General features: G+C 35.6%; 22 protein-coding genes. 10 read left to right on the top strand and 12 right to left on the bottom strand.

Features of this window, described 5'->3' with window-relative positions; translation table 11 throughout:
- Positions 1-2: 2 nt before the first annotated feature.
- From ACFSR3_RS05010 to ACFSR3_RS04985, 6 genes are read right to left on the bottom strand one after another with little or no spacing between them, the layout of a single operon-like run.
- Positions 3-1,334, bottom strand: a complete 1,332-nt coding sequence (locus ACFSR3_RS05010; RefSeq protein WP_379819991.1) for a DUF58 domain-containing protein — start codon at positions 1,332-1,334, stop codon at positions 3-5.
- Positions 1,334-2,413, bottom strand: a complete 1,080-nt coding sequence (locus ACFSR3_RS05005) for an AAA family ATPase (protein WP_379819990.1) — start codon at positions 2,411-2,413, stop codon at positions 1,334-1,336. Before ACFSR3_RS05005 ends, ACFSR3_RS05010 begins: the two co-directional genes overlap by 1 nt.
- A gap of 23 nt (positions 2,414-2,436) precedes the next feature.
- Positions 2,437-3,621, bottom strand: a complete 1,185-nt coding sequence (locus tag ACFSR3_RS05000) for a DUF4350 domain-containing protein (RefSeq protein WP_379819989.1) — start codon at positions 3,619-3,621, stop codon at positions 2,437-2,439.
- A gap of 1 nt (position 3,622) precedes the next feature.
- Positions 3,623-4,411, bottom strand: a complete 789-nt coding sequence (locus tag ACFSR3_RS04995; RefSeq protein ID WP_379819988.1) for a DUF4129 domain-containing protein — start codon at positions 4,409-4,411, stop codon at positions 3,623-3,625.
- Positions 4,398-5,345: a hypothetical protein gene (locus ACFSR3_RS04990; protein WP_379819987.1), complete on the bottom strand. Its 948-nt coding sequence runs from the start codon at positions 5,343-5,345 to the stop codon at positions 4,398-4,400. The genes ACFSR3_RS04995 and ACFSR3_RS04990 overlap by 14 nt, the downstream gene beginning before the upstream one ends.
- The gene (locus ACFSR3_RS04985; protein WP_379819986.1) at positions 5,329-6,306 is read right to left on the bottom strand and encodes a stage II sporulation protein M; all 978 of its coding nucleotides are present in this window, start codon (positions 6,304-6,306) and stop codon (positions 5,329-5,331) included. The genes ACFSR3_RS04990 and ACFSR3_RS04985 overlap by 17 nt, the downstream gene beginning before the upstream one ends.
- 20 nt (positions 6,307-6,326) lie before the next feature.
- Here ACFSR3_RS04985 and ACFSR3_RS04980 point away from each other — a divergent pair, with 20 nt between their 5' ends.
- Together ACFSR3_RS04980 and ACFSR3_RS04975 are read left to right on the top strand one after the other, a co-directional pair.
- Positions 6,327-7,067: an RDD family protein gene (locus tag ACFSR3_RS04980; protein WP_379819984.1), complete on the top strand. Its 741-nt coding sequence runs from the start codon at positions 6,327-6,329 to the stop codon at positions 7,065-7,067.
- On the top strand, positions 7,067-7,669 hold the full coding sequence (locus ACFSR3_RS04975) for a trimeric intracellular cation channel family protein (protein ID WP_379819983.1): 603 nt from the start codon (positions 7,067-7,069) through the stop codon (positions 7,667-7,669). The genes ACFSR3_RS04980 and ACFSR3_RS04975 overlap by 1 nt, the downstream gene beginning before the upstream one ends.
- 4 nt (positions 7,670-7,673) lie before the next feature.
- On the opposite strand, the gene ACFSR3_RS04970 is transcribed toward ACFSR3_RS04975, so the two are convergent.
- Together ACFSR3_RS04970 and ACFSR3_RS04965 are read right to left on the bottom strand one after the other, a co-directional pair.
- Positions 7,674-8,942: a MutS-related protein gene (locus ACFSR3_RS04970; protein ID WP_379819982.1), complete on the bottom strand. Its 1,269-nt coding sequence runs from the start codon at positions 8,940-8,942 to the stop codon at positions 7,674-7,676.
- Between the two features lie 26 nt (positions 8,943-8,968).
- Entirely contained in the window at positions 8,969-12,043 is a 3,075-nt protein-coding gene (locus tag ACFSR3_RS04965) for a T9SS type B sorting domain-containing protein (protein WP_379819981.1), read from the bottom strand.
- Between the two features lie 192 nt (positions 12,044-12,235).
- On the opposite strand from ACFSR3_RS04965, the gene ACFSR3_RS04960 reads away from it, so the two are divergent.
- The 4 genes from ACFSR3_RS04960 to ACFSR3_RS04945 all read left to right on the top strand — a co-directional run bounded on the left by ACFSR3_RS04960 (position 12,236) and on the right by ACFSR3_RS04945 (position 16,892).
- Complete coding sequence (locus ACFSR3_RS04960) at positions 12,236-13,663, top strand: MBOAT family O-acyltransferase (RefSeq protein ID WP_379819980.1); 1,428 nt, start codon at positions 12,236-12,238, stop codon at positions 13,661-13,663.
- Positions 13,664-13,766: 103 nt separating this feature from the next.
- A complete protein-coding gene (locus ACFSR3_RS04955) occupies positions 13,767-14,582 on the top strand; it encodes a hypothetical protein (RefSeq protein WP_379819979.1) in 816 nt (271 codons plus the stop codon).
- A 47-nt stretch (positions 14,583-14,629) separates the two neighbouring features.
- Complete coding sequence (locus tag ACFSR3_RS04950) at positions 14,630-15,607, top strand: GNAT family N-acetyltransferase (protein ID WP_379819978.1); 978 nt, start codon at positions 14,630-14,632, stop codon at positions 15,605-15,607.
- A 10-nt stretch (positions 15,608-15,617) separates the two neighbouring features.
- The gene (locus ACFSR3_RS04945; protein ID WP_379819977.1) at positions 15,618-16,892 is read left to right on the top strand and encodes an O-antigen translocase; all 1,275 of its coding nucleotides are present in this window, start codon (positions 15,618-15,620) and stop codon (positions 16,890-16,892) included.
- Positions 16,893-16,895: 3 nt separating this feature from the next.
- Here the strand turns inward: ACFSR3_RS04945 and ACFSR3_RS04940 are convergent, their stop codons facing one another.
- Positions 16,896-18,035 (bottom strand): glycosyltransferase family protein, encoded by a 1,140-nt coding sequence (locus tag ACFSR3_RS04940; RefSeq protein ID WP_379819976.1) that lies wholly within the window; start codon positions 18,033-18,035, stop codon positions 16,896-16,898.
- A 49-nt stretch (positions 18,036-18,084) separates the two neighbouring features.
- Between ACFSR3_RS04940 and ACFSR3_RS04935 the strand changes: the two genes are divergently transcribed.
- On the top strand, positions 18,085-19,176 hold the full coding sequence (locus tag ACFSR3_RS04935; RefSeq protein WP_379819975.1) for a glycosyltransferase: 1,092 nt from the start codon (positions 18,085-18,087) through the stop codon (positions 19,174-19,176).
- A gap of 5 nt (positions 19,177-19,181) precedes the next feature.
- Positions 19,182-19,583: a sugar 3,4-ketoisomerase gene (locus ACFSR3_RS04930; protein WP_379819974.1), complete on the top strand. Its 402-nt coding sequence runs from the start codon at positions 19,182-19,184 to the stop codon at positions 19,581-19,583.
- On the opposite strand, the gene ACFSR3_RS04925 is transcribed toward ACFSR3_RS04930, so the two are convergent.
- On the bottom strand, positions 19,573-20,496 hold the full coding sequence (locus ACFSR3_RS04925; protein ID WP_379819973.1) for a glycosyltransferase family 2 protein: 924 nt from the start codon (positions 20,494-20,496) through the stop codon (positions 19,573-19,575). The genes ACFSR3_RS04930 and ACFSR3_RS04925 overlap by 11 nt on opposite strands.
- Before the next feature lie 5 nt (positions 20,497-20,501).
- Entirely contained in the window at positions 20,502-21,371 is an 870-nt protein-coding gene (locus ACFSR3_RS04920; RefSeq protein WP_379819972.1) for a glycosyltransferase family 2 protein, read from the bottom strand.
- A gap of 215 nt (positions 21,372-21,586) precedes the next feature.
- Here ACFSR3_RS04920 and ACFSR3_RS04915 point away from each other — a divergent pair, with 215 nt between their 5' ends.
- Both ACFSR3_RS04915 and ACFSR3_RS04910 read left to right on the top strand, forming a co-directional pair.
- Positions 21,587-23,134 (top strand): hypothetical protein, encoded by a 1,548-nt coding sequence (locus ACFSR3_RS04915; RefSeq protein WP_379819971.1) that lies wholly within the window; start codon positions 21,587-21,589, stop codon positions 23,132-23,134.
- Positions 23,135-23,163: 29 nt separating this feature from the next.
- A complete protein-coding gene (locus tag ACFSR3_RS04910) occupies positions 23,164-24,864 on the top strand; it encodes a 3-coathanger stack domain-containing protein (RefSeq protein ID WP_379819970.1) in 1,701 nt (566 codons plus the stop codon).
- An 88-nt stretch (positions 24,865-24,952) separates the two neighbouring features.
- On the opposite strand, the gene ACFSR3_RS04905 is transcribed toward ACFSR3_RS04910, so the two are convergent.
- The gene (locus ACFSR3_RS04905) at positions 24,953-25,636 is read right to left on the bottom strand and encodes a cell division ATP-binding protein FtsE (RefSeq protein WP_379819969.1); all 684 of its coding nucleotides are present in this window, start codon (positions 25,634-25,636) and stop codon (positions 24,953-24,955) included.
- Positions 25,637-25,918 lie beyond the last annotated feature (282 nt).

Here is a 25,918-nt window from a genome sequence, read left to right as displayed (position 1 = left end):
ATTTATAAAATACCTCTTGCTTTTATCTCAAGGTATTTATTGATACTCTCAATAGTGAGGTTTTCAGGTTTTGTAAGTACCGAATGGATTCCGTATTTTTTTAGCTCATTTACGATGAGCCTTTTTTCAAAGGCAAGCTTTTCTGCGATAACCTGATCGTACACTTCCTGAACATTTTTTACTTTACCATTGATCAACTGATCCAGCTCGCTGTTCTCAAAGAAAACCACAACAAGCAAATGGTTATGTGCAATACCTTTAAGATAGGGTAACTGGCGTTTAAGGCTGTCTACAGTCTCAAAATTAGTATACAGTAATATAAGGCTTCTTTGGTTAACGTTTTTCTTTATGTCGCCATACAGTCGGCCAAAATCACTCTCAAAAAAGTTCGTTTTAACGTTGTAAAGTGTTTCAAGAATGCGCTGCATCTGACTCGAACGTCTTTCGGCTGCCACACGGTTCTCTACTTTTTTAGAAAAGGTAAACATACCTGCTTTATCCTGTTTTTTCAGAATGATATTAGACAGTACCAGTGTAGAATTGATTGCGTAATCAAGCAGACTAAGACCGTTAAAAGGCATTTTCATTACACGTCCCTTATCGATAACCATATAAACGTTTTGCGAACGTTCATCCTGAAACTGGTTTACCATCAGCTGATTTTTCTTGGCAGTAGCTTTCCAGTTTATGGTGCGCAGGTCATCTCCCGAAACATAATCCTTTATCTGTTCAAACTCCATGGTATGACCAATACGGCGGATTTTTTTCAGGCCGTACTGAAATAGCTTATTAGAGAAAGCCATCAGGTCATATTTTTTTAGCTGAATAAAAGAAGGATAGGTAGGTACCATGGCTCCGTTATCAAAAATGAATCTTCGGCATACCAGATTAAGCGGTGAGGATACATATACATTCAGGCTGCCGAAGTAATATTCTCCACGTTCAACCGGACGCAAAAAGTATTCGAAGCTGTCTTTTGTCCCGGCTGGTACTTTTCTCTTTATCTCAAAATTCCTAACCTGAAATTGTTGGGGAATTTCATCAATAACCTTAATGCTTACCGGAAATGAATACCCGCTTTCCATTTCAATAACAACAGGATTCTCATCACCGTTAGAAAACTTTTCCGGGGTTTTTCTGTGGGCTGTAAATCGTTGGTTACTCGCAAAAAGCAACAGGAAATCCACTACGATAAAACCAAGGGTAATATAAAGCAATAACCAGCAGGCCTTGTAAAGCGAAGGGATAAACTGTGCCGTTACAAAGCATACTATTATTCCCATTATCACATAGAACAGGAAATTATTAAGGTATATTTTTCGGAACCACTTCATTAGCGCGGTATTTCTACGGTGTCAATTATTTGTTTTATGATTTGTTCACCTGTCAGGCCTTCCATTTCACGCTCAGGAGCTACCATTACGCGGTGTTGCAATACAGGAACCGCAGAATCTTTAATATCTTCCGGAGTTACAAAATCCCTGCCTCTTAGTGCAGCAAATCCTTTCGCAGCATTAAGTATCGCAATAGATGCTCGTGGTGATGCCCCTAAGTACAGGAATGCATTTTCACGGGTGTTGGTTACAATTTTGGCAATGTATTCCAACAGCTGTGGTTCTATTGTTATTTGTTTTACAATAGACTGGTATTTTATGATGTCAACCTGAGATAATATCTGTTTGATATTATCAAGCTTTTGTTTGTTCTGAAGTGCGTTTTCCCTCTGAAGGATGGCAATCTCTTCACTAAGGTTAGGATAATCGATATTTATCTTGAAAAGGAAACGGTCAAGCTGGGCTTCAGGCAATCTGTAAGTACCTTCCTGTTCGATAGGGTTTTGCGTTGCAATTACCAGGAAAGGAGCTTCCATAGCGTGTGTTACACCTTCGACGGTAATCTGACGCTCTTCCATAACCTCAAACAATGCAGCCTGGGTTTTAGCCGGAGCCCTGTTAATCTCGTCAATCAGTACAAAGTTTGAGAAAATTGGTCCTTTTTTGAAATTAAATACCGATTTTGACAAGTCAAATACTGATGTTCCTAATATATCCGAAGGCATAAGATCGGGCGTAAACTGTATCCTGCTGAAGTGAAGCGATAATGTTTTTGATAATAGTTTTGCAGTTATGGTTTTAGCCACACCCGGAACACCTTCTAATAGTACGTGTCCGTTAGAAAGGATGGCTACCAAAAGCTGGTCTATCATTTTATGCTGTCCTACTATAACCGAATTGATTTCAGCTTTAATAGCTGCTATTCCGGCCTGAAGTTCAGAAAGATCAAGCCTTGCCTGAAAGCTGATGGTTTCACTGTCAGATTGGGCGGGTGTATTTTCTATATTGATACCACCTGAATTCTGAATTTCATTGGTGTCGTTTTGTGGCGTCAGGTCTTCGTTATTAAAAGTATCCATATATAATTTTATAGATTGGTTATTTATCTTAAATTTTCAATTGCTTTATTTATTGCAAGTACATCAGCTTCGGTACTTGTAAACTCATGTCTGTGCTTCTGTATCAAACGGACAGTCTTTTTAATGTCTTCAACAGGTTTTCCTGTTTTTAAGTGAAGCTTTTCTATAAAGTCTTCATCCAGTTTATATGTGTCTATAAGATATACTGTTCGTATATGCTCCAGGAAATAAATTATTTTCTTCTCAATGATCGTATGATGGTCGCGCTCCATATAGTAAAGGTTGCCAATGGTTTTTGCAAAATCTACCGTGGTGTTTCTTAAAGGGTGTATCTCCGGAATTACGCGCTGTCTCCTTTTGGCATTAAAGAGTACGAAAGCAATAATGGCGAGTAAACCCAGCCACATAGCCCATTTAAGTGCAGGCTGGCTCAGTATATAGCGAAGTGAATTGTCCGATTCGAAATTTCTCTTCACGAACCATGGCGAGTACCAGTATATATTCCCTTTAGGAATGTAAGATGCCAGTCCTTCGGTATATTTAAAATTGCCATCGCGTAAAAGATAGTAATTGCTGAATACGGCAGGCTGAGTATGCAGTAAGAACTGACCTTCTCCAAAAGGGATTTTTATAAAGTTAGGCTTTTTGTCTTTGCCATACTGCTGGTAACCCAGTATTTCTGCTTTTTTATTCTTTATGCTGTCAAAGTATATCAATCCGGCACCACGCGAATAGTTATACTCTGTTCCTTTGTTTGTCAGGTTCAGTTTTAAGGTGTCCTTTAGAGAGAAATCACCCTTTACCTTTACTTCAAGAGTATCCAATAAAAACTTCGGTAGCATTTTTGAACTTATAAATACCGTATTGCCGTGTTCGGCGAAATAAATAAGTTCTTTAGCAGATTCGGTATCGATATCACTGGCTTCATCAATACTGATAAATGTTCCCGGAGAACGATATTGCTTAGTGGTATAGTTATATAGCTTGTCAAAATATTCATAGGGTGTTTCGCGTAGTTTTTTTATAGAATCATCTTTAAAAAGCTGAGGTGCTTCTTTATCAAAAACATATAGCCCAAATGGTATTTTGTCTTTAGCGGCATAAGTAGGCTTCCAGTTTATAGGTTTTGGCCTTGATGCATCCACATAAATGAGCAGTCCTATTACCAGGGACACCAATACAAAGTATATTATCAATTTCCTGCTCATCCTAGATCGTGTTTAATGTTTTCAGGAATGCTTTTTCAGCTTTGTGAAAAGCATCGCTGTCAATTTGGAATTCTCCATACCAGCTATAGTCATATAGGTAAGACAGATACTCAAAATCTTTTCTTAATGTATTGTCTTTAATTTCATACAGGTAATCACTGTTAGTTTTATCCCAGTGCCAGTCTATGATTTCCCTGCTGGACATTTTTTTAAGGACCCAGAGGTAATAGTAGCGCAGGGCAAGTCGGTAATTGCCTTCTTTTTTGGTTTCTTCTGTTAGTTTGCTAAAATCAAGTTCATGGATGTTTTCTATAGTAACATCACTGCTTTCGATTTTTTTGGCTGAACGTCCAAAAATCCACATCCCTTCTTTATTCAGTATGGCTCGCACAATCATGTATATCACAAAGCCTATAAGAAGAAAAGCCAGAATTCGCATGAAAATTTCAAAAGCAGAAGTTCCTGTAGCGTTATTGCCGGAAGAGAAGAGACGATCAAGGAAATTACCTATGGCTTGCCAAAAACGGTCCCACAGTGTTTTAGTCCTTATTTTCACTTCGTAATCAAACTCAGATTCGGCTTTATACTTTTCGTCAAATCCAGGCGAAAATGACCTGTTTACATAAGTATGCTCTACAGGAATATACTCTGCAGCGGTAGTGTCGGCAACAGTTTCATCTTCAATGAATTCTTCAGTGATTTCGGTGGCTACCGAATCATTCTGAATATCCTGTGCAAAGGCTACCGCAGTAGTAAAAAGGAAATATAATATGTATTTATTCAGCTTCACGTCCTATAAGGTCAATATCATTATAAAGCGTTTTATTGTCTTCCTGCTCTTTTGAGCTGTAGTAGATCATACCCTGGTTTATGAATATAAAATTACCCATCACGAAGCTTGCAATGGTCTGGATCACAAAAGCAACGATCATAGTAACACTCATGGCAGCCATTAGATTATTTGGGTCAGCATTTTCCAGATCAGGACCGGCACTTACAAGTCCAAACAGCATATTTATGATCATACCGGCAAATCCTAATATCATTTGTACTACATAAAGTATGATATAAAAAATAGCTGTGCTGCCTGAAGTAGCCCAAAAGCTTCGTGTAACCGAAGTGTGTCCTGCTTCCATAGAACCGAAAAAGCTATTATCGGTACTTATGTATTCGTAGAAGGACTGATACATCCAGCAAGTAAATGCTGCAATAAGTATAACGGCTACCGGGAAGCCAATGATTATTATCGCAAGGAAAAAAGATACGATGCATATCAGTGCCAGTAAAGGCAAAAATGTAACCAGTGAGAGCAGCCCAAAAATTATAGCCTTACCTATTCGTTTTTTAAGGGCATTTATAATTTCTCTGGTATCAGGTTTTTCGTTTTTCTCCATCAGCATCAGGTAAATTACCGGGTAGCTGTAGTTGATAATAGCAGCTATAAGTCCCAGTACTCCTGTAAGTATACCAAGGGTAACCATCAATCCGAAATTATCTGAAAATAAGTTGTCTGCAGCCGCAGTTGAACCCGTTGAGATTACACCTGAAAAGATGTTCTCAAAGAATATTTTAAAGAAAACGAAGCCAATTACTATAAGTATTAGTATTAGCGGACCGTTTATGATGAAATAATTCCTGAAGTAATTTTTACCGGCAACTTTAAAAAAGGTAAAAGTATCGTTTATGATTGCATTAAAATTCCTGACTTTATACAGTTGGAACATATTTTTTGATTTTATGGTTTAGAATAAATGGATATACAAGATAATAATAGGATATGGCAGCAAGTGTGCCCAATATGATAAGCAGGTTAAGCCACAAAGGCATATCGGGTGAGTATCGGGTAACAAACCCCTCGAGCAATCCTGCGGCAATAGTAAACGGTATAGTACTAAACCATACTTTAAGGCCGTTCTTAAAACCGTTTTTAAGTGAGGCCATTCGTGAAAAGGTTTTGGGGAATAACAATGATGCGCCAAACATCAGTCCGGCACCGGCTTCTACAACTATGGCAAATATTTCCATACAACCATGTATCCAGATACCTCTTACACTTTTCCAAAGCACACCATGCTCGTAAAAAAAGTATTGAAAAGAGCCCAGCATTACGGAATTCTTAAAAAGGATATAAACCGTACCCACACCTCCAAAAACTCCCAAAACAAAAGAAGTCGCTCCAACCCTTAGATTATTAAGCGTAATACCGATGGCACTTCCCCAGTTGCTGCCGCTTTTATACACAGCTACCGGATTGCCTTTCTCTATGTTTTCAAGCGTCATGTTTACATAAGCATCTCCAACGATCAGTCTTGTAAATGTTTCGTCCTTAGATGCTGAAATCACACCAATAAATGTAAAAACGAAGAACAGGGCAAAAGCATAAAGCATATAACGCCTGTTTTGGTAAACAATAAGAGGTACTTCGGTCTTAAAGAAGCGAACGATACGATTGGTTTCTTCGCGTTTGGTCTTGTATATCTTTTGGTAGGTTATAGAAGCAAGATGGTTAAGGTATACAACCGTTTTACTTTTAGGATAATAGGTTTGTGCAAACGATAGGTCGTTAATAAGATGTATGTAAAGGCTTGCTAATTCATCAGGATTTTTTTTAGCTTTACCAAAAATAGCCTGTTCAAATTCAAGCCATTTTTCTTTATTTTGTTTTATAAATGCAACTTCTCTCATACAAAGCTAAAATATAAAATATGTCAGAATTATCCATAACTACTACGCAAAATGTTAATATTAATTTTAATACGGCTTCGGTTGGAGAACGTATGCTGGCATATATAATTGATTTACTTGTTATTATAGCTTATTATGTTCTTATATATTATGTTTTGGTAGAACTTGTTGGATTGGGTGATCTGATACCCAACGATCCGTGGTCTGAGCGTGCCGTTCATGGATTGATATCGTTGCCCGTACTGTTTTATGCACTCTGGCAGGAAGCTCTCATGGAAGGACAGACGATAGGAAAGAGGATAATGAAGATTAAGGTTATTAAAATAGATGGTTATCAGGCTGGTTTTGGAGATTATCTTATCCGATGGATTTTGAGGATAGTAGAAGTAACTCCTCCGTTTAGTTTTATCGGGCTTATCAGCATGATCGTGAACAATAAAAATCAGAGGCTTGGCGATATGGCTGCCGGAACTGCTGTAATTACCCTTAAAAACAGCATTAATATTAATCATACAATACTTAAAGAGGTAAGGGATAATTATGTTCCTGTTTATCCTTTGGTTATCAAACTTACTGATAATGATGTCAGGATCATTAAAGAAACGTATGAAGCCAGTGTGAAGAATGCCGATTTTGTAATGATAGACAAATTACAGGATAAGATAGAAAAAGTTACAGGCATAAAATCAGTTTCTCAGAATGCTATGGCATTTGTAGATACAGTACTTCACGATTATAACTACTATACCCGAAACATGTAATGTTTGACCTTCTTGATATATTGGGAACCATGGCCTTTGCCATATCTGGAGCCCTTACTGCTATTAATAAAAAAATGGATCCGTTTGGGGTATTTGTTATTGCATTTGTAACTGCCGTAGGAGGGGGTACACTTCGCGATGTGCTAATTGGTCATACACCCGTAGGCTGGATGCGTAATCTGGATTCTGTGTATGTAATCATAGCAGGTTTTGTGGTAACACTTATTTTCAGAAAGAAACTTGACAAGTTAAGGGTTTCTCTTTTCCTTTTCGATACCATTGGGCTTGGGGTGTTTACGCTTATCGGTCTTGAAAAAGGTATTGCAAGTGGCCTCCATCCTGTAATTTGCATTGCCCTTGGTACAATGACAGCCTGTTTTGGAGGTGTTATCCGTGATATATTATGCAATGAGATACCCGTTATCTTTAGAAAAGAAATTTATGCTACTATATGTATTATAGGAGGCTGTGTTTTCTTCCTGTTACGTAAGTTAAATGTACCTGAAGACGTGCTTTATCCTGTAGTTTCCGCTGTTATTATCGCAATAAGACTAATGGCTGTAAACTATAAGTGGTCATTACCGGCTTTAGATAGAAAATAAGCTTTTATAACAGCTTTAGTAATTCTTTCATGTTCTCTTTCTCGAAAAGAATACGACCTATTTTTATGTCACTGCTTCCTCCTTTAAGCTGATAGGTAAATTCAGGTGTTTCATTCTTCAGGTTACAATCAAGGTGCATACAGCATATTTTACCTGCTGCTATTTCTTCTATTTGGGTAAGCTGGTGCAAATGGCTTGAAACAAAGAACAAGGAGTTAGGGAAATTGAGCATGCCTTTTAGTGTGGAACGGCTTATCTCCAAAGCATCATCTATATTTGTACCTCGGAATAATTCATCAAAAACAGTAAACCCAGGTTTGCCACTTCCTGCTTTTGTAATTACTTTTTTAAGATTTTGTATCTCATTCATAAAGTGGCTGTAACCACTCTGCAAATCATCATTAAGATTTATAAAAATATCAATATTGTTATAAAACGGAATTTTTGCTGTAGAAGCAGGGATGGCTAAGCCAATATTAGCAAGGTATACACATATACCTAAAGCTTTCAGTAATGTAGATTTTCCGGACATATTAGGTCCTGTAAGTAATATAATATTACAGTTTGTTTCCAGCGAATTCTTTACAGGTAACTTTAAAAGCGGATGATAAAAATCGTTAACAGAAAGGTTTGCATGCCCTATTTCCGGAAAAAAGAATTGATGTGCTTTTATACCCTTGGCGATAGAAATATAGGTTTCAAACCTAGTGTAAGCATCTTTAAAAGCTATTTCGAGTTTTTTACTTTTCTTTTCAGCAATTAATCCAAAGAATTCAATAATGTGTTTTATCCTTAGTTTATTTTCACGGATCAGGTTCTCATAATAATTAAGTCTGTAGCTACTGAGATAATCATCCATTGAAAGCAGTTCCTTTTTATAGTTTTCAGGGAATGCTTTCGTCGGCAGGCTCTTTACATAGGAATGAAGTCGATTAAGTAATAGCACAACCTGAACAAATTTGCTACGATATTCGTGATAAATTGTTTTGTAAAGATTTAGCTTAAGTTTTATATTTTTTGGCAGGTAATATTCATCGCTAAATTTTTCTATAAAGTAATCTGTCTCCCTAAAATCTATTCGTGAATAGGAATAGTTTTCAAAAAGACTAATATTGGCTATAAAACCTTTAAGGATATCCTGTCGCTCTATAGCATCTTGTAAAGAGGAGAGGGGTGTAAAGAGCATTTTATTAAGGCACGATTTCGTGTCTTCATTTTGAGTGTAATCAAAAAGTTTCGCTATTTCAGGAATGTTCAGGTCTTTTATTTCCATAGTTTAAAGAAATCCAAAGCAACAATCTATTTCGTTACATATACCCAGTCAACTATCGGTTCAGGGAAATCGGGGTCATTTAGTTCCAGTACGAAATAGTAGGTGCCTACAGGTACTTCGGTGCCTTCTGAGCCAATTTTTGAAACATCAGCTATACCATCCCAATCGGCTGTATTGTGGTTTCCTGTCCAGATCAATGTTCCCCAACGGTTATATATGCTCATCTTAAAGTTCAGGAATACGTTGCGCAAGCCTTCGACAAAAAAGGTGTCGTTAAGCCCATCTCCATTAGGTGTCAGGTAATTGTGTGTAATAGGTTTGCATTTTTTGGTTTTCAGCAGGAAAGAAGCTGTTGTGTGACATGTACCATTAAAAAGGCGTACATATATGCGTGTTGGGTTTTCTTCAGTTTTATAATCTGAAGTATTGTATATACGGTCAAAATCCTGATCGGCATTAGGCTGAGAAAGATAGAAAGTTACTTCCTCATTTGGATAGTTTTTCAGTGATTCGGCATAACCTGAAAAATCAAATGTTGCATTTCCAAAACCTGTATCGCATACTTCTATATCATCAGGCTGTATCAGTACCGGAGAAAGCGGCAGGTTTTCAGGTTGTGCAAATTCATTATTGGTTTCGTCCGTTTCAATTACAATGCCTACACCATTTCCGGTATCGTCGGCAGTAAGTTTTAATTCAAAGTCCAAAGGTATTCCTAAAGGTACTGTTACTTCTATAAAACCGGGTTCACTTTCACCAATTTCCAACGTGTTAATGGTATTTACAATAGTAAGTAGCTGACTGTTGGCATAAATAGCTACAGGTGTATTTGCCGGTAGTACGTCAGTTCCGTTAAAGTTGGCTACTGTGTAATGGATATGCAGTACACGCGAATTGCATTGTTTGTATACATCGTCTATAACCACCGTTGCATCAGGGAAATAACAATCAATAATGATAAGCGTAAAGGATGCGGTATCATAACAACCATTAGCATCTGTAAGCCTAACATAAATTTCTGTGTTGGTTACAGTATTATAATTAAGAGGATTAATTGCATTAGTATTGTTGTCGGCATCAGCTTGTGACAAATGGAAGGTAACCACATCTGTAGGGTTGTTTTTAAGCGACTCGGCGTATGCTGAGAAATCAAATTCTCCAATGCCTGAACCGTTAAACGTTTCACAGCCTTCTATATCCTGAGGCTGTGTCAGCACAGGAGATACCCAAAGCGTAAACGGCAGTGTAAAACCATTATTGGTCTCATCGGTTTCAATGACAATACCTGTTCCGTTGCCGGTATCATCAACTACAAAAGTAAGATTGAAGTTTTGAGGAATTGAAGCAGGGATGGTTATGGTTATCGTTGCCGTAAGGCTACCATCTATAGCTATATCCGAGGCTGTTACTGTTGTTGTGATCAATATTCCGTTGGCGTAAATAGCTATTGGCGTATTTACCGGTAATATATCAGAACTGTTAAAATTGTTTACGGTATAGGTTACCTGTAGTTCTTTTGAATCACATGATGTAACAATAGTATCAATCACCACTGTTGCATCGGGGAATGTACAGTCAATGGCAATTAGATCAAACGAGGCTATGGTAGAACATCCATTCGGATCATCAAGCCTTACATATATGGTTTCAGGGTTTTGAGTAGAAAGATAGCTGTCGCTATTGTTTATCTCATCATTGGTGTCCTGAGACTGAGCGCCAATTTGAGTGTGATAAAATGCAACAGTTTGCGCTGGGTCTGTTTTAAGTGACTCTTCGTATCCCGAGAAATCAAAAATACCCACATTAGTATTACTGGCAGTTTCGCAAACGGTTATATCTGCAGGATTTATGGGTTCTAATGCCCAAAGTGTTGTGGTGTGTATGTACGAATTATTCTGTTCGTTTATTTCAGTAACACTACCCACTCCGGTTCCGTTATCATCTACAATAAAGATGATTTGAACTTCGCCCGTTAAGCCGGTAGGAAGTGGCAATAATAATGTGCCGCTTTCGCTACCGTTAATAGGTAATTCATTTTGAGTAGCAAATGTTGTTATAAGGTTGCCATTAAGGTAAACAGCTACCATGGTTCCGGCGGGCAGCGGAGCAGTACTGTTATCGTTATGAACGGTATAGGTTACCTGTAAGGTTTGTGCAGCACAGTCTTTAAATTCATCATCTATGGTCACTGTTGCGTCAGGTAATTCACTGTTTAGTTTGGTAACAATAGCGTTGACCATTACAAAGTCACGACCTGATGATAATTCTATTTCAGCAGTTTCATCTCCGGGAGCAATATAATCTTCAATGTTATAAATATCAAGATCCATGTTGTACAGGTCAGATGAGCCAGTAACACTGTTAGTGCTATTAAAGGCATTGGTTGCAGGGTTAAGAGTATTACTAAGAACAGAATTGTTAATAGTAAGGGTTTCGCTAATAGCAAGGTTAGCATCACCTTCCCATGCCAGAAAGCCTATTTTTGCATTGTTATTATCAATTACGTTTAGGCTTGGAAGCGTAATTGAAATGGAATTAGGGACATACTGCATCCCATCATAAACATTAAGCTGGTTTAAGGGTAGTACAGCATTTTCGTAAACAACAATAATGGCCCAGCCTCCAAAGTTGGTTTTATTTCCGCAATATAAATTGTCGATTACTACCTGTGTAAGGTCAAGTTCAGATAAGGTATAGGTTCCGTTTCCGGTTGTTTGAACTAAGGTTGTTACATCAGCAAAAGCACCAAAATAGGGTCGTGGTATCTCATCAAGTGTTATTGCCGTCAGCGGAAATATGCGTTCAGCGGTAAAATCGGTACCGTTTAATTTAATATCAAAATCACCTGATCCTGAGCCGGCCCAGTATAAATAAGCCGCCGTAATTATGTCATCCGGCTGCAGATTAAGAATCGCAGATGAGGATGTATTTATTGAGCAGTCTCCAACTGCCGTTAAATTATTCTCTGCAGTGTTAAGTGTGTTTCCTACAAAGGTAAAGTCATACCTCCCGTTGAATTGCTCATAAAGAGTTATATCAACCTGGCTGAATCCTGAAGTTATAGCGAAAAATGTAAAAAATAATAGTAGTCTTATTTTCACAGCGTTAATTTTTTTTAAAAATAACAATTATTTGCTAACTCTCAATTTTTTAAGCTAAAACAACATTTTTGAAAATTAACGTTTACTAAAGGTCGAAAAGGCATTTGCCAAATAAATGTTTATTTTTACAGCATATACTAATTCATAATTAAGATAACCCTTATAATAAAGTAGATATTCTGGCTATTAAATATGCTATTTAACTCTCTGGACTTTGCGATTTTTTTCCCTTTACTATTTATTGGTTATTGGTTATTATTCAGTAAAACAGTAAAACTTCAAAATTCATTTCTCTTAGCGGCAAGCTATTTTTTTTATGCCTGCTGGGATTGGAGGTTTGTTTTATTACTTCTTGGGGTTACATTGTTTAACTTTTATTTGGGGAAAGGCATAAAAAATGTAATTCCATCTAAAAAGAAACTGGTTCTTGTTTCGGGAATAATAGTAAACTTATTGGTATTAGGCTGGTTTAAATATTTTAATTTTTTTATAGATAGCTTTAAAGGAACATATAGTTTTTTTGGTTACAATTTTGAGCTTTCCCTTTATACGGTTCTTTTACCTGTAGGGATTAGTTTCTACACATTTCAGTGCATAAGTTACATTACTGATGTCTATCGTGGTCAAACTGAAGCGTCAGATGATATACATTCCTTTTTACTTTTTGTAGCTTTCTTTCCTCAACTTATATCCGGCCCCATTGAGCGTAAAAATCATCTTATGCCCCAAATACAAAAAAAGAGGCTGTTTGATTATCCTTTAGCGGTTAATGGAATGAGAATGATATTGCTTGGGTTGTTTGAGAAAATGGTAATAGCAGACAATTGTGCTCCCATTGTAGCCCGAATATATGATTCTTATGAAATTCAAACGGGAAGCTCTTTATTTGCAGCGACGATATTATATAGCTTTCAGATTTATGGTGATTTTTCAGGATATTCTCATATGGCAATTGGTTGTGCGGCTTTGTTAGGTATTAGATTAAAAGATAACTTTAGGTATCCTTATCTGGCTAAAAACATAGCTGAGTTTTGGAGGAGATGGCATATGTCTTTTTCATCATGGTTAAGAGATTATATTTATTTCCCTTTGGGAGGAAGTAGAAAAGGCAACTTTATACAGATACGTAATCTCATAATCGTTTTTGTAGTGAGTGGTATATGGCATGGAGCAAAGTGGACATTTGTGATTTATGGTTTTTCTCATGCATTTTTATACATATGTTACATTTATTACAAGAAATGGGTTGCTAAAGAAAAACAGACGGATGGGTCCATGTTGTTTGGAAACATAAAAAGTTTTATGGCATTCTGTTTTACGTTTGTTTATCTCACACTGGCAAGGGTGTTTTTTAAATCTTCATCGGTTAGTGATGCAATACATTACCTAAAACGTATTTTTAATACATCTTTATTTGTAAAGCCAGATATGTCTCGTGGTATGTTATTATGCCTGTTTTTATTTTTAGGAATAGAATATCTTCAAAGAAACAGAAAACATATTCTTGATATTTCGTTTATAAAATATAAGGTGATTCGTTATTGCATCTATTTATTTATGATGTTATGTGTGTTTTATTTTTCAGGTGAGTCAGATTCATTTATATATTTCAAATTTTAAAATGAAAAGGTTTTTTCTAAAATGTAGCTTTTTTTTAATAGTTATAGGTATTGTGTGGGGCATGAATGAAGCTTTATACAGGCTAGTTCCTAATAACTATACTATGAAAAATGAAAATGTAATGAAAAGATATAATGATTGTGAAGTCTTGATTTTAGGAAACTCACATCCTTTTTTTGGGTTAAATCCTGTTTTTTTTACATATAATACTTTTAATCTTTCGAATGTGAGCCAGACATTATGTTTTGATAAGCTCTTGTTAGATAAACATTTGGGTCATTTTCAGAAACTGAAATATGTTATATTGGCTATCGAATATACTACCTTAAGTCACTCTGATAACAACCCGGAGATGCAATGGCGAAAATATTTTTATGAAGCTCAGATGGGATTAAACATACCTGAAATTTCTTGTTTTGATTTAAAGAAATATAGTTTAGCTTTAGTGCCTCCGCCGACTATCAATAAAGTATCGATAAAAACTTTTTTTAATCGAGGATCGATTGCACAAACTGATTCATTAGGGTTTGCTGCTAATTATGGAGTTCTTTCTGAGTATAATAATCCTCCTGCTGCAGTAGTTAAAATGAAGCAACATGAAGACGGTTCCCTTTCTTTTGACAAAAACCTGACAAGGATTAATGATATTATAATAAAGTGTAAAAAGAAGGGTATAAAGGTTCTGTTAGTTAATATGCCTGTTACAAGTTACTATGCGGATAATGTAATTCCTCAAAAAAGACAAAAAATTGTCAATACCTGTGAAATGATTGCCCTTGAAAATAATATAGATTATATTGATCTTTTTCGCAGTAAAGTGTTTAATAATGATGATTTTTATGATGTAGATCATCTCAACGTTCAGGGAGCAAAAAAATGTTCTGAACTATTAAATCAATATATCCTTACACTGAAATAACGTAAAGTAATCAATTAATTATCTTTGTTTTGTAAATTAGGAACTATATGGCTGAATATAAGGTCACGGTATATGAAAAGTTTTATTTAAATCTATGGTATGACTTTATTTCTAAGTCAAAGAATGGAACATTTCTATTCCATCGAGATTTTATGGAATATCATTGCGATAGGTTTGAAGATTTTTCGCTGCTTGTCTTTGATGAAAATGAACTTATTGCAGTGCTCCCAGCTAATAAAAAAAATAATACTGTTTATTCTCATGGCGGATTGACCTATGGAGGATTAGTCTTTTCTGAAAAACTCAAACTTTCTGAGGTAATCATGTCATTTAAGACTATACTTGAGTTTTTAAACCAGAACGGCTTTGAGAAGCTTCTTATTAAGTTAACGCCTTCTATCTATCATAAATATCCTTCTGACGAATTAAGTTATGTCCTTTTTCTGGCAAAAGCCAGTCTTATACGTAGGGATAGCCTTGCTGTAATTGATATGCAACAAAGGTTGCCGTTTTCCAAGTTAAGGAAGCGTACGGTTAATAAGGGTAAGAAGAACGGATATAGTATTAAAGAAGAAACTGATTTCGAAAGTTTTTGGGATAAAGTACTTATTCCTAATCTAAAAAAGAAACATGATGCTGAACCGGTTCATACTGCAAAGGAAATAAAGCTGCTTCAGCAAAAGTTTCCTCATAATATCAAACAATTTAATGTATATCACAATGATGAGGTTGTGGCAGGAACTACTGTTTTTGTAACCGATACAGTTGCGCACATGCAGTATATTTCGGGCATTAGTGAGTATAACGACTCCGGGGCTCTTGACTTTTTATATGATCACCTTATTAATGATGTTTTTGCTGAAAAGCGTTTTTTTGATTTTGGTATATCGAATGAGGAGCAGGGGAGAAAACTTAATAGCGGACTAATGTTCTGGAAAGAAGGATTTGGGGCGCGTACAACTGTTCAGGATTTTTATGAGGTAGAAACTGCTAACTTCAGTTTACTGGATTCAGCTCTTATGTAATAGCTATTATTTGAAAAATCTTTCTGAAATATTAAAAAAGCCCATTGTAAAAGTCTCATCGCTAAATGCAGTTAGCGTTGTAGTGCGCATTCTTGGAGGTTTATTTGTCGCAAAAGCAATTGCGGCCTATGTGGGTGCTGCCGGGCTTGCTGTAGTTGAGAATATGCGTAAGTTCTTGACTCCAGTAGAGTCATTTGCCACGTTGGGAATGCAAAATGGTATTATTAAATATGTTGCCGAAAATGAAAAAGATGAAAAGAAACTTTATTCGGTACTATCCACTGTTTTTCTGAGCATTTTTGGAATAGTTTTGCTTTTTACAGCTCTTTTACTTGTATTTTCGGGTTATTGCAGCGAGTGGATTTTTAGAAATTCGGATCAATATGCGTGGGTATTTAAGGTGTTGGCCTTCTCTTTACCCTGGTATGCAGGAAGCCTCATATTTCTAGCCATATTAAATGGTTTTGGCGATTATAAGAAAGTTATACGTCTAAATATCAGTGGTAACATAATTGGCGTAATACTTTCTATCTTTTTGATGTGGAAGTTTCAGACAGATGGCGCATTGTTAGGACTTATCCTGTTTCAGGCGGTTTATTTTATTTTTACATTTTATACTATATGGCAGCGTTTTAACGGATTTCCTTTTTTAAGCTTCAAATATTTTGATAGGACAATTTTAAAAGGTTTGTTGTCGTATAGTTTTATGAGTTTGTTTTCGGCAATTTTGTTACCGATAGTTATTATCTCTATCAACAACAAACTTATTGATAATTTTAGTTTTGAAACTGCAGGGCAGTGGTCGGCAATGAACAGATTGTCTGGTTTTTACATGATGTTTGCCAATACCATGCTAACAGTTTATTTCTTGCCGAAATTATCTGTTGCTACCGATATTAGTGAAACTAAACAGGTTTTTAGCAGTTACTACAAAAGCATACTGCCATTGTTTGCTATCGGTTTATCGGTACTCTATTTTTTAAGGGAATTTGTTGTGCTCTTTATTTTTAAGGAAGAATTTCTACCCATGACAGAACTGTTCTTCTGGCAACTCCTGGGTGATTTTTTTAAAGTGGGTTCATTAATATTAGGATATCAGTTCTTTGCTAAAAAGCTTACGAAAGCATTTGTAATAACAGAAGTTGTTTCTTCAGTAATCTTACTATCATCTAGTATTTTTTTAATGGCAGTGTATGGAGCAAAAGGAGCCGTGATGGGGCATGCATTTACATACTTTATCTATTGGATTGTATTAGCGGTATACTTCAGGAAGGAATTGATTTAAAAATCATGAATTCCATTGCTCTAAATACTTTTGAGCTACCTTAATGTGCTCGTGTTCCTTTTCAATAAAAGCTCTTGCCCGTTTGCCTATGGCAATAATCTCCTCAGGGTTTTCAATAAGATAGGATAGATCATTTACAAGAGCATTTACGTCAGGCAATGCATTAATAGCTACCCTTTCGGTTAGGTTATAATGTTGCATGAATTCTTTTTCAGCACCGGTAAATACTACTTTACCCTGTGCCATGGCTTCGAGTGCATTATATCCCTGATCGTATGAAAACGCCTGATCGAGCAGGATATGGCACTTATTGTATAATGTTACATATGTGCTATAAGGTACAGATCGGGTCGTGATTATTTCTACTCTGTCTTTGTACTTTTCTGAAATGACCTCCAGTGCTTTTTCAAAAAGATAATTGCCTTTTTTGTAGTAGTTTACATTGTTGATTCCATGAAAAATTACAATTTTCGATGTTACGGGTGAAGGCACATCAATTACCTGAAGTTTTTCGGTGTTTATCGGATAGGGAATAAGTCCTGCAAATTTAGGATGGCCCTCTAAAGGTATTGAATAGTCCATATCACCGGCTATTACGGCCTGAATATTCTGAAAGACAAAGTCATGTAGTTTTTTAAATGATTTTGTTGCATAAAATAAAGTGTATTGACAGTGCCTGGCATCCGGGTAGGTCTCACATGGAGTTAGTACCGAATACCTGAACTTCCCTTCAAGCATATAGTTTACACAGATATAATCATCTCCCGAGGATGACAGAAACGTCTTTTTATTATTTTTGAAAATGTATTTCAGAATCTTAGCTTCAAGATACAATGTGCTGGGCAGGGGATATTCGTTTATAAGCTGTACAACATCAAAACCTTTAAATTGCTTTCGTTTCCGATAAAAACGGAATGCTATTTCCAGGTGAGCAATGTCCAGTTTTGAAATACTGAAAATACCCTGACGGATTTTATTCAGAATATAATTGTCTTTGAAAATAGTTGAATAAAGGAAAATATCGGCAGGATAATTTTTGAAGTCATTGTCGCTTACTAAAGTAACTTCATGGCCCAATTTGACTAATCCCTCTTTGAGGGAATTATGGAACCTGCTGTATTCCCCTAAAAGCAATATTTTCATAAGAATTATTTATATTTGACGAAAGTAACAAATATAGTTCATGCAGCAAATGTCGAAAAAAAAAATCTGCCTTGTAGGAGATTCATTATCAGTTGGAGGTGCAGAACGTGTTATGGCCGATCTTTCAAATTACTTCTTTTCTAAAGGTATTGAAATTCATGTTGTTATTGTTCAGGATAAAATTACATATTCATACTCCGGCGAGTTGCTGAATCTGGGTTTATATAAAAAGAGAGGTGTAATTAATAAAATAGACCGTCTTTTAAGGCTTAAAAATTATTTAGCAAAACATGATTTTGATTATGTGATTGACTTCAGATTTAAGAATCATTATCTTCAGGAATTGATTACTAATGAACTGATTTATGATAACAAGAAGATTATATTCACAGTTCATAGTTCAATTTTAAAATATTACATCCCTGAAAACAATATCTTTGCGAAACTGCTTTTTAGAAAGGCTTATGGTATAGTAACGGTATCTGACAAGATCAAGCAAAAAGTGGCTGGTCTTGGATTATCGGATAATCTGGAATGTATTTATAATCCGGTAATAATTGATCGGATAAGATTAAAGATGGATGATGATAGCGCACCTGAATATAAGTATGTTCTGGCTGCAGGAGGCATGATTAACCCTACTAAACAATTTGATAAGCTTATAAATACTTATGCTCTTTCTGATCTGCCGGCTAAAGGAATAAAACTGGTTATTTTAGGTGAAGGGAAATTAAAAAGTAGTTATGTTGAGCAGGTAAATGAAATGAAGCTGGATGATATGATTATTTTTCCCGGATTTAAGTCAAATCCTTTTGTGTTTATGAAGCACGCGCTTTTTTTTATACTAAGTAGTAGGAATGAAGGATTGCCTATGGTGCTTATTGAATCACTTGCCTGTGGTACACCGGTAATTTCTTTTGATTGTGTGACTGGACCTTCCGAAATTATACAGCATAGAGTTAATGGGCTTTTAATCAAAAATCAGGATTTTGATGAATTACGTAAAGGGATGAATACTATGGTGGAAGATGAAGAATTGTACATTTCATGTAGAAAAAATGCATTAGCCAGTATTTATAAATTTTCTATTGAAAGTATAGGACATAATTGGCTTGAATTCCTTAAAATTGAAGAGAAATAAACTCCATGGAAATACAACTGGTTGAGATACCTAAAATAGTAAATGCACAAGGTAATATTGGCGTTATAGAAAAAGATGTTATACCTTTTGATATCAAACGAGTGTATTATTTATATGATGTGCCAAGTTCTGCAAAAAGGGGTGGTCACGCCCATAAAAATCTGCAGCAGTTATTAGTCCCATTGTCGGGTAGTTTTGATGTAACTCTTAAAGACGGCAAGGAAGAAACTACTATAACTTTAAATAAGCCGGATAAGGGACTCCTTATTAATAATAATATCTGGAGAGAATTAAATAATTTTTCATCAGGAGCAGTATGTATGGTAATTGCATCCGGCGTTTATGATGAAGATGACTATATAAGGAATTACCGTGAATTTTTATCTTATGTGAAATCTAATAAGTAGTAGGATTTATACCTTTCTTTATTAATTTCGATTTTATCATTTTTATTAGTTTGAGAGCAAATACAGGTGCATATAATAAAATCTGTTGCTTGTAATTAAGATTATCCAGATGAATGGCTTTAACCATTTTTTTATAGTTGGCCATGTCGCCGGCAAGTTTATACCTTTTGGCCATAGTATATCTATGGAAATCGAGGTATTGTTTTAGTTCTTTGTTTCCGGGATTAGCTTTTTCGTAATAATCATGATCTACTATGGTTTTTCCGGAAAGGGATGAGTGCATGATTTGATTTTCTGAATACATGGTATATTCTATCAATGGTTTATTGCAATATGCCATACGATACTTCAGATGGGCTCTGATGTTGAAATCTACATCTTCCCCCATGCTAATTTTTTCATCATATAAGCCTATTGTGTCAAAAGTACTTTTTTTGACGCATAAACCTGAAGGGCAATAAATAGTCTTATTTAAATTGCGAAGAAAAAAATTATCTATTATGCCGGACCCGATTGAAAAGGATGGAATAACGGCAATATTAGAAGGGTAGATTTCTTCATATTTTGTAGCAAATAAATCTGCTTCAGGATAATTTACTATCAGATTGTGTATTTCTTTTAAAAAATCGGGTTTCCATATATCGTCGGCATCAAGAAAGGCAACATATTCGGCATGTGCATTTTTAATGCCGGTATTACGTGAGGCAGAAAGGCCACTATTCTTTTCATGGTTTATAATACGGATTCTGCTGTCCTTAACAGTTGTTGCAACTTTAAGGCTTTCATCAGTAGAAACATCATTGATTATTACAACTTCAAAATCGGTAAAAGTTTGCGATAGTACACTTTGCAGTGTAGCAGTGATATAATTTTGCTTGTTGTAAAGAGGTATGACTACAGAGAAAAATGGCATAGCGATTATTTGATAGCACAAATATAACCAAGCCGGTAGATATCAAGGCAAAAAAGACTAGGGTCTTTTTTAAAGATCATTTTTTTCAGAAAAGGTCCTGTTATTTTAAAGCCTATGCTCACTAAACCTGTTAGCCTGTATTTTTTTAGTTTTTTGTAATGCCTCAGTAAACCATTAACCTTTTCTATTCCCTCTTCATTCTCAAGAAATTGTTTTCTGCTTATAACAGATTCAAGACACTTTTTAAAGAAAACTTCATTGGCTTCAAGCCCTAAGTGGTAGATAGGGTTATCAATATGATTAACCTTTACATTGTTGGTGTACAATTTATAGGCAAAGAATATATCCATGCCATACAAATTTAGAGCGTCGGAATAGTTGTTTTCCAGGAAAATACGTTTTTTAATAAGTATGTTTCCGGAAAATATAAAACCATAAGGATTAAGATTGCGAATGGAAGCAGACCTTTCTTCCCTTTCTTTCCCATATTTGTAGCGTAAGATGTTTTTTCTTTCAGGTTTAGTTTTTTCGTAGGCATACCCTCCCAGAACAACCTGAAAATCTTTTTTCATTTCTAAAACGTGCTTAGCGATAAAATCATTACTTACAGGTATTACATCGGCATCCAGAAATAAGATGTTTTCATATACGGCTGTCTCTGCAAGTTTTTTTCGGGTAAGAGTGCGCCCGAGGTTTTTCTCATTCCTGAGGTAGGTTACATTTTCTAATGTGGTTTCAGAAGAAAAAACATTTGCAGAGGCATCATCCAGAACAATTATCTCAAAGGCTATGTTTTCAAGTACAGCCATATCATGCAAATCCTTTACAAGCGCATTAACATTGTAATTGTATGTTGGGATGAGAATAGAAAGCATAAAAAAGGTTTATACAAAGGTAATGATATTGAAAGTAATTAAACTCATTTTATTCATTTGTTAGATGTGTTAATTAGTTTGTAGATGATTAGTAAGAATCTAATTATTTGTATTTATTTTCTGACTTAAACTTTAACAAAATATTATTAATTAATTGTTAAAAAATGTTAAATAGATTTCTATTTTTATTTCAATTTTAAATCAATTAATTAATTATGAAAGCAAAATTTTTTATTTCCGGGATGCTGTTATTTGCTGTCTCCCAAATCAATGCACAAACACCAACTGGCACTACAACAAATTTTAAAACTACTGTTGGTTTGGAAACAGGTCAAATGGAAGGTCCTAATGTTCATGTTGGATATCAGGCAGGTATGTCTAGTTCTGAAACTCCCAATCCTGCAGGCGCAGTGATTGGGATTCCATCAAATAATTCGTTTGTTGGATTTCAGGCTGGTAAAGCGAATTATAACGGTTCTAATAATACTTTTTTAGGTTTCCAGTCTGGTCTTAATAACTACAATGCTGACAAAAACATGTTCTTAGGAGCACAGTCAGGATATAGTAATACAAATGGAGAATATAATGTGTTTTTAGGATACCAAGCTGGTTTTAGTAATATTAGTAGCAGCAACTGTACGTTTACAGGGTATCAGGCGGGATATAATTGTAAAACAAATTCAAATAGTTTTTATGGTTATCAATCAGGCTATACTAATATTAATGGATATCAGAATACTTTTTCAGGGTACAGATCGGGATATTTAAGTACAGGTAGCTATAATAGTTTTTATGGTTATCAGTCGGGTTACAATAATACAGGATTAAATAATGTTTTTTTTGGCGTAAATTCAGGATACTCTAATACAGGTGGAAATAATAATGTCTTTGTAGGCTATAATGCGGGTTATTTAAATACTTCCAATGGCGCCAATACATTTGTAGGTTTTTATTCAGGATATAAAAATTCATCAGATTATAATACATTTTATGGCTACAGCAGCGGTAGAAATAATACAACAGGAAATATGAATGTTTTTTTAGGCTCTCACTCGGGGTATATGAATGACACAGGTGCAGAGAATACATTTGTAGGTAGAAATGCCGGATATTCTAACGTACAAGGAGCAGGAAACATATATATGGGCTTAAATTCTGGATTTACTAATACTACCGGTAGTATGAACGTTATGCTAGGAGACCGTGCTGGGTTTAGTAATGTTGGGTCTGGAAATATATTTATAGGCTATGAAGCAGGAAAGGATGAATTAGGTAGTAATAAACTTTATCTGGCTAATTCATCTACAGCTGCCCCACTTATTTACGGAGATTTTTCTACTGGTAAAGTGGGCATAGGAGGAATGAATAGTTTTCCTGCGAATGCTGGGACTATACCTGTTGGAACATATAAACTATTTGTAAAGGGAGGTATTCTTACAGAAGAAGTAAGGGTTCATCTTGCGAACGGTTGGGCAGATTATGTTTTTGCTGATAGTTACAAACTACCTGCGCTGAAGGATGTTGAAAAATATATTGCAGATAATGGCCATCTGCCAAATGTTCCATCTGCAAAAGAAGTGAAAGAAAATGGTATAGAACTTGGGCAGATGGCTAACATACAACAGGAAAAAATAGAGGAGCTTACATTGTATGCTATCCAGCAAAACAAACAGATCGAAGCTCAGAAATCACAATTAGAGCAGCAGCAAAAAGAAATTGATGAACTAAAAGCCGCAGTAAAAGCTTTAGCCGCTAAACAATAATTATATGTTTAATCTAAATTTTAAAAATTATGAAAAACGTATATTTATATATGGTGTTTCTGCTCATAGGCTTTAGTGGCTTTGGGCAGGATTTGCAAAATGCTAATTGGCTTTTTGGTGCAAATGCTTGGGTAAATTTTTCAACAACATCTCCTTCATATCTCACTGGTAGTGCGATGAATATAAATGAAGGGGGAGCCTCTGTGTCAGATGAAAACGGGAATTTATTGTTTTATACAGACGGAATGTCGGTTTGGAATAAAAATCACCAAAAAATGCCAAATGGTATCAATACATTAAATGGGTATTCATCAAATTCTCAAGGAGCAATTATTGTTCCTATGCCGGGTTATGAAAAAAAATATTATATATTCACTATTGACGGAGATTCTGGTAATGAAAAAGGGCTTTATTATTCCATAGTAGATATGACTAATGGACTAGGACAGGTTGTTTCGTTAAATAACAAAATGAAAAACCATAATGGTGTGTATATCGATAATACTTACGGAAATAAATCTGAGAAACTGACTTCAACAACTCATAAAAATGGAAAAGATTATTGGGTAGTAACGCAAATAGAGGGATATGTATATTCTTATAAAGTTTCCGAATTCGGTATCGGTGTTGGAGCAATGCCTGATAGCTATACCGTTGCACCCGTTGATTTAGTTGATAGAGGAAATGGTTTCGGTTCACCTGGAATTGGTAATGTGAAAATAAGTCCTAATAATCAACGTATAGTTATAGGTTATGAAAGCAAGGTTCGCTCAAGTGATACTGATACATATGCTTATGGAGCTTTAGTTACAGGTACTTTTAATAATTCAACAGGAGAAGTTTCTTTAAATCCTTTACAAAAGATAGATAATAGACGTGTTTATGGACTGGAATTCTCTCCCAATAGTCAAAATATTTATTTCACAAGTCCCTTTCCAAACCAGACTTCGACTTGCGAATTGTTGGCTATGAATATAAATTCAAATTATTATTCTATACAATCAATTAGTGGGCCTAATATGACAGGTGCCTTGCAACGCGCTAGAAATGGAAAAATATATATGACAAAATTTGGAGGTAACACAATGTCAGTAATAAATACACCCGATAATTATAGTTCTCCTGATTTTCAGCTGGACTCTGTTAATATTGGCTTAAGTGCTACAAATAATTTTGGTTTGCCCCAATGGGTACATTGGCAGGAAACCTGTCCTTCAGATTTGATACTAACATCTACTGTGTTTGATGTTCTCGCACCTGCTCAGGATAATCGCCAGGCATCAAATACCATCACAGCTTCAAATAAAATAAACAATGGAGCCATTGGTATTTATCATGCAGATTATGATGTTGTTTTAAAGCATGGTTTTTCAAGTGCTAATGGTTCAGTATTCAGAGCGTATATTGAAGGCTGTTCTAATGAATTTGTTGGTCTAAGATCTTCTTCCGGAGAAGAAGAGAGTTTTGAGGTATCTTCAACAGATATGGAGCCTGATAACTATCTATTTGCCTTGTATCCTAACCCTGCTACAGAGAATGTAACAGTAACTTCAGGTAAGGTTATTCAAAACATAAGCGTTACATCGACGAATGGACTGACTTTATTTCAGAGAGATATAAAAGCAAACTCTTACGAGCTTAATATCAGTAGCTATAGTAAAGGCCTTTATGTTATAACGGTTACAACCGAAGATGGTGAAATGGAAATGAAAAAACTGATTAAAGAATAGTTTCTTTATATTAAAAAATAAAAGGCTCCCATTGTAGAGTGCACCCAAAAGTTTAGACACTATTTGGGTGCCTTTTTATATATCTAAATTAAACCGTCCTTTGTACCACTTCAAATAAAGTTCCGCCTTCGCATTTAAGGGTTTTGCTTGGAAACTTCATCAATAGTGCATAATCATGCGTAGCCATAATGATAGTTTTACCATTCTGGTTGATCTCACGAAGCAGTTGCATTACTTCCACACTGGTTTGAGGGTCAAGATTTCCGGTAGGCTCATCGGCAAGAATAACTTCAGGGTCATTTAAGAGCGCACGTGCTACAGCGATCCTTTGCTGTTCACCTCCTGATATTTGGTGCGGCATTTTGTGAGCTGCAGCTTTTAATCCTACTTTATCAAGAACCTCGTTGATTTTTACATCCATTTCCTGTTTTTCGCTCCAGCCTGTTGCTTTCAGCACGAATAAAAGGTTTTCATAAACAGTTCTATCCGGTAGCAGTTTAAAATCCTGAAAAACCACACCAATCTTCCTTCTCAGGTAAGGAATATCCCTTTCGCGAAGTGTCTTCAAATCATAATCTACAAAAGATCCTTCACCATCTTTTAGCTTAAGATCGGCATATAGCGTTTTCATAAGGCTACTTTTTCCTGATCCTGTTTTGCCTATTATATACAGAAATTCGCCATGGTTTACTTCAAGGTTTATATCTGTTAAAACGGCATTGTTATCTTGGTAAATGGTAACGTCCTGTAAAGACAATACGGGCTGAGACATAGTTATTGATGTTTGTTTTGGTAAAAGTAATAAGATAACGTGGCTATTCAAAATTTTATTTCAGAAGGAAAGATAGTGGATACAGTTTTTCACTGACTTTTACGGAATGAGTTTCCCTCTCTCTTGGAGAGGGGTTAGGGGTGAGGCCAAAAAGGGTTAAAGTTGGGTTAAAATTACAGGCTATTCATACTCATAATAAGCAGGTTTAATGCTGTTGAGGTCTTTTTTAAGGAGTATGACTGTATACTAAAACTAAAATATCATCCGTTAAAATAAATAAGA

This window comes from Flavobacterium suzhouense (assembly GCF_042684765.1).
GTDB lineage: Bacteria > Bacteroidota > Bacteroidia > Flavobacteriales > Flavobacteriaceae > Flavobacterium > Flavobacterium suzhouense.
Note: the sequence above shows the minus strand (reverse complement) of the source record. Positions and strands in the feature narration are given on the sequence as shown.

Coding starts and splice junctions, on each gene's coding strand:
- ACFSR3_RS04980 (WP_379819984.1), top strand. CDS start 6,327: ATGTCAGAATTATCCATAACTACTACGCAAAATGTTAATATTAATTTT.
- ACFSR3_RS04915 (WP_379819971.1), top strand. CDS start 21,587: ATGAAAGCAAAATTTTTTATTTCCGGGATGCTGTTATTTGCTGTCTCC.
- ACFSR3_RS04935 (WP_379819975.1), top strand. CDS start 18,085: ATGTCGAAAAAAAAAATCTGCCTTGTAGGAGATTCATTATCAGTTGGA.
- ACFSR3_RS04955 (WP_379819979.1), top strand. CDS start 13,767: ATGAAAAATGAAAATGTAATGAAAAGATATAATGATTGTGAAGTCTTG.
- ACFSR3_RS05000 (WP_379819989.1), bottom strand. CDS start 3,621: ATGAGCAGGAAATTGATAATATACTTTGTATTGGTGTCCCTGGTAATA.
- ACFSR3_RS04990 (WP_379819987.1), bottom strand. CDS start 5,345: ATGTTCCAACTGTATAAAGTCAGGAATTTTAATGCAATCATAAACGAT.
- ACFSR3_RS04925 (WP_379819973.1), bottom strand. CDS start 20,496: ATGCCATTTTTCTCTGTAGTCATACCTCTTTACAACAAGCAAAATTAT.
- ACFSR3_RS04910 (WP_379819970.1), top strand. CDS start 23,164: ATGAAAAACGTATATTTATATATGGTGTTTCTGCTCATAGGCTTTAGT.
- ACFSR3_RS04950 (WP_379819978.1), top strand. CDS start 14,630: ATGGCTGAATATAAGGTCACGGTATATGAAAAGTTTTATTTAAATCTA.
- ACFSR3_RS04970 (WP_379819982.1), bottom strand. CDS start 8,942: ATGGAAATAAAAGACCTGAACATTCCTGAAATAGCGAAACTTTTTGAT.
- ACFSR3_RS04960 (WP_379819980.1), top strand. CDS start 12,236: ATGCTATTTAACTCTCTGGACTTTGCGATTTTTTTCCCTTTACTATTT.
- ACFSR3_RS04940 (WP_379819976.1), bottom strand. CDS start 18,035: ATGAAAATATTGCTTTTAGGGGAATACAGCAGGTTCCATAATTCCCTC.
- ACFSR3_RS04975 (WP_379819983.1), top strand. CDS start 7,067: ATGTTTGACCTTCTTGATATATTGGGAACCATGGCCTTTGCCATATCT.
- ACFSR3_RS04930 (WP_379819974.1), top strand. CDS start 19,182: ATGGAAATACAACTGGTTGAGATACCTAAAATAGTAAATGCACAAGGT.
- ACFSR3_RS04920 (WP_379819972.1), bottom strand. CDS start 21,371: ATGCTTTCTATTCTCATCCCAACATACAATTACAATGTTAATGCGCTT.
- ACFSR3_RS05005 (WP_379819990.1), bottom strand. CDS start 2,413: ATGGATACTTTTAATAACGAAGACCTGACGCCACAAAACGACACCAAT.
- ACFSR3_RS04985 (WP_379819986.1), bottom strand. CDS start 6,306: ATGAGAGAAGTTGCATTTATAAAACAAAATAAAGAAAAATGGCTTGAA.
- ACFSR3_RS05010 (WP_379819991.1), bottom strand. CDS start 1,334: ATGAAGTGGTTCCGAAAAATATACCTTAATAATTTCCTGTTCTATGTG.
- ACFSR3_RS04905 (WP_379819969.1), bottom strand. CDS start 25,636: ATGTCTCAGCCCGTATTGTCTTTACAGGACGTTACCATTTACCAAGAT.